General features: G+C 65.3%; 5 protein-coding genes and 1 riboswitch. Of the genes, 3 read left to right on the top strand and 2 right to left on the bottom strand.

Annotated features, from left to right (window positions below; genetic code table 11):
- Positions 1-18: 18 nt before the first annotated feature.
- The gene (locus ABIV12_RS07160; protein WP_348057718.1) at positions 19-165 is read right to left on the bottom strand and encodes a hemin uptake protein HemP; all 147 of its coding nucleotides are present in this window, start codon (positions 163-165) and stop codon (positions 19-21) included.
- Positions 166-370: 205 nt separating this feature from the next.
- Positions 371-475: riboswitch (yybP-ykoY riboswitch) on the top strand.
- Positions 476-567: 92 nt separating this feature from the next.
- On the opposite strand from ABIV12_RS07160, the gene ABIV12_RS07155 reads away from it, so the two are divergent.
- The 3 genes from ABIV12_RS07155 to ABIV12_RS07145 all read left to right on the top strand — a co-directional run bounded on the left by ABIV12_RS07155 (position 568) and on the right by ABIV12_RS07145 (position 5,274).
- Positions 568-1,125: a TMEM165/GDT1 family protein gene (locus tag ABIV12_RS07155; RefSeq protein ID WP_348057714.1), complete on the top strand. Its 558-nt coding sequence runs from the start codon at positions 568-570 to the stop codon at positions 1,123-1,125.
- A 97-nt stretch (positions 1,126-1,222) separates the two neighbouring features.
- Positions 1,223-4,321, top strand: coding sequence for a diguanylate cyclase (locus tag ABIV12_RS07150; protein WP_348057712.1), 3,099 nt, complete (start codon positions 1,223-1,225; stop codon positions 4,319-4,321).
- 263 nt (positions 4,322-4,584) lie between these two features.
- Positions 4,585-5,274: a hypothetical protein gene (locus ABIV12_RS07145; RefSeq protein WP_348057710.1), complete on the top strand. Its 690-nt coding sequence runs from the start codon at positions 4,585-4,587 to the stop codon at positions 5,272-5,274.
- A 21-nt stretch (positions 5,275-5,295) separates the two neighbouring features.
- On the opposite strand, the gene ABIV12_RS07140 is transcribed toward ABIV12_RS07145, so the two are convergent.
- Positions 5,296-5,423 (bottom strand): P-II family nitrogen regulator (locus ABIV12_RS07140; RefSeq protein ID WP_348057716.1); only part of this gene is annotated, 128 nt, incomplete at its 5' end.

The following is a 5,423-nucleotide window of genomic DNA, read 5'->3' as shown; positions in this document are numbered from 1 at the left end:
CTGACCAACGCGCGCCGTCTACTTGGTCAGGATCAACTTGTCGTTGCGCGTCAGTCGCAGGCGGTATTCCTGTCCGGCATGCTCGATGACGAGTTCGTTCTCTCCGGCCATCAGCCGGCGACTGTCGATGCGCGGCGTGCGCTGGCCGCGATCAACGCGATCCATGCCTGCCGTGGTCGTCGACACCGGGTTGATCAGTGAACCGCTGGTCGTTGCGTGGTGATCGAACATGACGCTCTCCCGCCGAGTGGGTTGGGACCAATGATAATGATTCTCATTTGAGTGTCAACTGCCGGTTGGTCTCGCTCCATGAGGGTGAAGCCAGCATCGCCTCGCCCAGTGGTCGCTCCTTCCCGAGGTGTTAGGATGCGCGCACTCCACTGGGGAGTAGTCGACCACGGCGAACCGCCGCGGAGCACGCGTCAACACACTTGGCGAACACGCCATGGCGCGCGCGACGATGCAGTGCATCGTCCGGCAAGACCTTTGGTTTCGTGCGATCGAACCCGGCCGGGGACGCTTGCGCGGAGCCATTGCGTCCATTCTTCCCCGGCCTCGGAACCTTCCATGCAAACCCTGCTCATTTCGACCGCCGCGGTCGCGATCGCCGAAATCGGCGACAAGACACAACTGCTGTCACTGATTCTCGCAGCCAAATATCGGCGTCCGTGGCCCATCTGCCTCGGCATTTTCGCCGCAACCATCGTCAATCATGCGCTGGCCGGTTCGGTCGGTATGGTCGTTGCGCAATGGTTGTCGCCACAGACGCTGAAATGGATCGTCGCGGCGAGTTTTTTCCTGGTTGCCGCGTGGACTCTGATTCCCGACAAGGTCGACGACGGCGACGCCACGCGCGGCGCCGGTCACGGAGTGTTCGTGGCGACACTGATCGCGTTCTTCCTCGCCGAGATGGGCGACAAGACGCAGATCGCGACCGTGGTGCTCGCCGCGCAATATCAGCCGCTGTGGCAGGTTGTCGCCGGAAGTACGCTCGGCATGCTGCTTGCAAATGTACCGGTGGTCTGGCTCGGTGCCCGCTTCGCTTCGAGGCTGCCACTCAAGGCGGCGCGGATCGGCGCAGCGTTGTTGTTCGCGGCATTGGGAATCTGGATCCTGCTGCGTTGATGGCACCGCAGCGGCAGCACGACAACGGCCTGCAGGGACATTGATGCGCGACTCGTGGCCTCCAGTTGCCAAGCGACGTTTCCTGCACATGGGGTGCATGGCACTCGTGCTCTGGGCGCTCGCGTGTTCGTCGGCCGGCGCGGAACGGGCTCCTCCTGCCATTGCAGGGCCAACGCAGACGCTGGAAACGCAGCTTCGCTGGATGCCGTGGCGGCGAGACGCAAGTCGCGAAGGGCTGCCGCGCAACTGGGTGTCGGCGCTGGCGCAGGACCGCGAAGGCTTCATGTTTGCCGGCACGGAAGAAGGACTCGCGCGCTATGACGGGCAACACTGGACCCCGTTGCCGCTGCCGCTCGATGCGTCCACGCGGCAGCCCTACATCAACGCGCTCGCTGCAAGCGGCGACGGCTCGATATGGATCGGAACCGACACTGCGGGCTTGTTCGTCCATCGCAGCGGTGCACTCGAGCGTCGGGTGCTGTCGGGGCCGGCCGCCACGCGCGACATCAAGAGCATCGTCGACGACCCGAATCGTGGCACGTGGATCGGCACGGACAACGGGATTTTCCTGTGTGTCGCAGGCCGCTGTAGCGAGATCGAAGCCGCTCGCGGGTTGCGCACCCGACGCATCCTGCCGACACACGATGCGAACGGAGACCTTCTCTATGTCGGCACGTCGGACGCCGGAGTCTTTCGCATCGACGACCCGTACGGCATGCCACGGCGATCAGCATGGCGGCTCACCGGGAAGGAAGGCCTTCCCGACGACACCATCGGTGCGCTGATCGAATGGGACGGTGCCGCTGGCAAGGACTTGTGGGTGGGCACCGCACACGGAGTGGCGCGACTGGGCGGGGATGGCCTTGTGGTATACGCCGCGGAGTCGGGTTTCCCCGCGGGCGCGAGTGCCTTCGTGCGCATGCCCCACGGCGATGGCGCCGAGAGCCTCATCGCAGCCCTTCCGGTCGGCGGCCTCGCCGAATTCGACGAGGATGGCCATTGGCGGCTCACGACGACGGCCAACGGGTTGCCCGAGAATGCGGTCAACACCGTGATGCTGTCGGACCCTGGCCAGCCGAGCCCGGTGGTGTGGCTCGGCTCCGCCCACAATGGAGTACTGCGCGGCGAGCCCCGAATGTGGTCGGCTTTCACGCAGCGCAATGGCCTTCCCAACAACGTGGTCCATTCCATCGGTGAGGCGAATTTTCTCGACGGCAAGAACACGCTGTGGATGGGCACGGCGGATGGCAGCGTCCGTTGGGACCGAGGTGCATGGCGGCCATGGCTCCCGTCCGACTACGCGCATCGCCAGGTGTTCGAGGTGATCCGCGACGCCGACCGTTTGTGGATTGCGACGCGAAAAGGACTCTTGCAGTGGTCGCGCAAGGGCGTGCGCGAGTTCACGACCGCCAATTCCGATTTGCCGGACAACGCAGTCATCGGCATGCACCTGCAGACCGGTGCGAATGTGCCGAGCACCCTCTGGCTCGCCACCGGTCACGGACTCGCGGCAATGCGCGGCGATCGCCTGCAACGCGAGCCCGTGCCGGACGGGAAAACCGACTTCTTCGTGCGAGTGGTCCGCGGCACTCTCGATGCAGCAGGCAAAACAACCCTGTGGGCGGGCGCGGAGCAGGGCCTGTTCTACCAGCAGTCCGGTTCATGGCGCGAACTGGAGTGCCGCACGTTTCCGCACACCGCCGTTTTCGATCTGCGCGAGCGCGGCACGCCGGGACACGATCACGCCCTGTGGGTCGCCTCGTTCGACGGCGTCATGCGCGTGGATCTGGACCACGATTTTTCCTGCACCCCGCTCACGCTTCCGAAGTCGGCGCACGTCGCGTCGATCTACCAGTTGCAGTTCGATCGGCGCGATCGCATGTACCTGTTCGGCGCTTACGGCGTCATGCGGTTGCCCGCCGACTATCCTGCGCGGGGCGGCTCTTCCATCGAGTATTTCGACCTCGCGGACGGCTTGCCCGATCTGGAATTTACGCGCGCATCGCTGCTCGACTCGCAAGGTCGGGTGTGGGGCGGCACCGGCGAGGGCGCGACCATGTACGACCCCTCGGCGGAGCGTGTTCCGTCTGCACCGCATCCTTTGCGCCTGCTCGCGGCGAAGGACGAGCAGAGCGGACGCACCTTGCGCGAGGGCGTGGATCTGGACGTGTCAGCAAGCAACATCGCATTCGACCTGGGCCTGCTGTCGTATCAACGCGACGACCGCACGCGCTATCGCTCACAGTTGCTGGGCCTGGATGACGCGCCCGGCGACTGGACGGAGAGCGGGCACCGCAGTTACAGCCGACTGCCCGCCGGGCATTACGCATTTCGCGCGTGGGCGCGCGCCGCGGACGGTGTGGAATCGGGTCCGGTCGTGTGGTCGTTTCGTGTGCACGCACCGTGGTGGCGCCGTTCGTGGGCCTTCGTGCTCTTTGGAATCGTGCTCGTGTTGCTGGGCCTCGTCGTCGGACGTCTGCGCGAGCGCCTGCGGGCCCATGCGCTGGCGCAGCAAGCGCATGAACTCGAACGGGAGGTGGGCGAGCGTACCCGCGAGCTCGCGGAAGCCAATCGCCTGCTCGAGCACGCATCGTTGACCGACCCGCTGACCGGCCTGTGGAACCGCCGCTATCTCGGTATCGAGCTTCCGCCCGAATGCGACCGCGCGATTCGTCGCGTGGTGCGCAAAGAGCCGGCTGCGGATCTCATTTTCCTGCTCGCCGACGTTGACCATTTCAAACACATCAACGATGCCTACAGCCACGCGGCAGGCGATGCGGTGCTGGTCGAGCTTGCACGCCGCATCCGCGCGTTGCTTCGCACCGGCGATATCGCGGTCCGTTGGGGCGGCGAGGAATTTCTGGTCGTCCTGCGCGATGCCGAACGCGCCAACGCACAGGCATTGGCGCAGCGGTTGCAGCAAGCGGTCGGAGCGGCTCCGTTTTCGGTCCAGGGCACCGACATCCCCGTCACGTGTTCGATCGGTTGGGCGGCGTTTCCGTTCGCGCCCGGCGCACCGTCGCTCCACAGTGCGGACGAGGCGATCACGTTCGCGGACGCAGCGCTCTATCGAGCGAAGCACGGCGGGCGGAACCGGGTCGTCGGGGCAGTCGCAAACTGCAATGACACGGGTGTAGGGCTCGACTTCGTCGACGCGCCCAACAATGCGGAGCGGAGCGAGCCGCCGCGCCGGTGAACCACAGACCCGTTTTCGCTCCCATCGATCCTCTGCCTCCGCTGCGTGCACGCTGCGGCTCCAACACATCGAGTTCGCGCGCGGCTGCGCGCGACACGCGCAAGCGGCCAGACGAAGGTCTTGTCGTCGCCGCTCTTTCCGATGCTCGCCGATGTTCGCGGCGCCTGGACTGTGGATTGTGCTGCGCTGATGCGATGGGCTAAGTTCGGGTTTGGCTGACGATCCTTGTGGATCTCCGGATCAACGCGATCAAGGTGAAAAGGATGTTCCGTGCTACGCCTTTCTTTGTTGTGGCCGCGACACTGCTCGCTGCGAGTGCCTGTGCGCCGGCGGCACACGCCGCGGAAATGATCGGTGCTTGCACGATCCCGCAGCCGATTTCGTCCTTCGAACGGCTCTATCTCGGAGCCGACAGGGACGCCCACGCGACCCGGTTCGATCCAGCCAACGAACAAGCCTTCCTCGATCTGGATCGACGGCTGAGGGCGAATCCGGACGATGTCGATGCACGCATCACGCGCGGCTACGCACTCGCACGTCGTGGTGAGCGCACCTTGTCAGCGGCCGACTATCGTCGTGCAACGAAACTGGCGCCGCATCGCACGCGGATCGGTTGGAGCGAGGGATGGGCGCTGTGGGCGCTCGGTGATCCCACCTGCGCCCTCAACGCGTGGCAACGCGCCGGCTCGCTGCAAGGCGGAGACGCGTTCTGGCTTCCGTATACGTTGGCGATGGGGTACTGGGCAGCCGGTAAAAAAGACGTCGCCATCGCCTACTACCACGCTGCAGCACGCAGCGCACCGGAGCGTTTCGGAACGCTCGAAGCCATGAACACCTACACGCAGCGTTGGGCGCCGGACGAACGGCGCACGATGAACGACATTGCGTCCGCGGCAGGCGTGCAACCGTCCTCTCGCTTTCAACCTCCGAACTGGCTTCCGTGGACCCGCTAAACGCCGCGCGCCAAGCGAGGCTTACAGCGCGTCGGCGTCGAGCTCGCCCGTACGGATGCGCACGACGCGTGCGAGCGGCCAGACGAAGATCTTGCCGTCGCCGATCTTGCCGGTGTTGGCCGCGTGCGTGATCGCTTCGACGCAGCGCT

Source organism: Dokdonella sp. (genome assembly GCF_039926425.1).
GTDB lineage: Bacteria > Pseudomonadota > Gammaproteobacteria > Xanthomonadales > Rhodanobacteraceae > Dokdonella_A.
The sequence above is the reverse complement of the archived record's forward strand: the minus strand, read 5'-3'. Positions and strand labels throughout refer to the sequence as shown.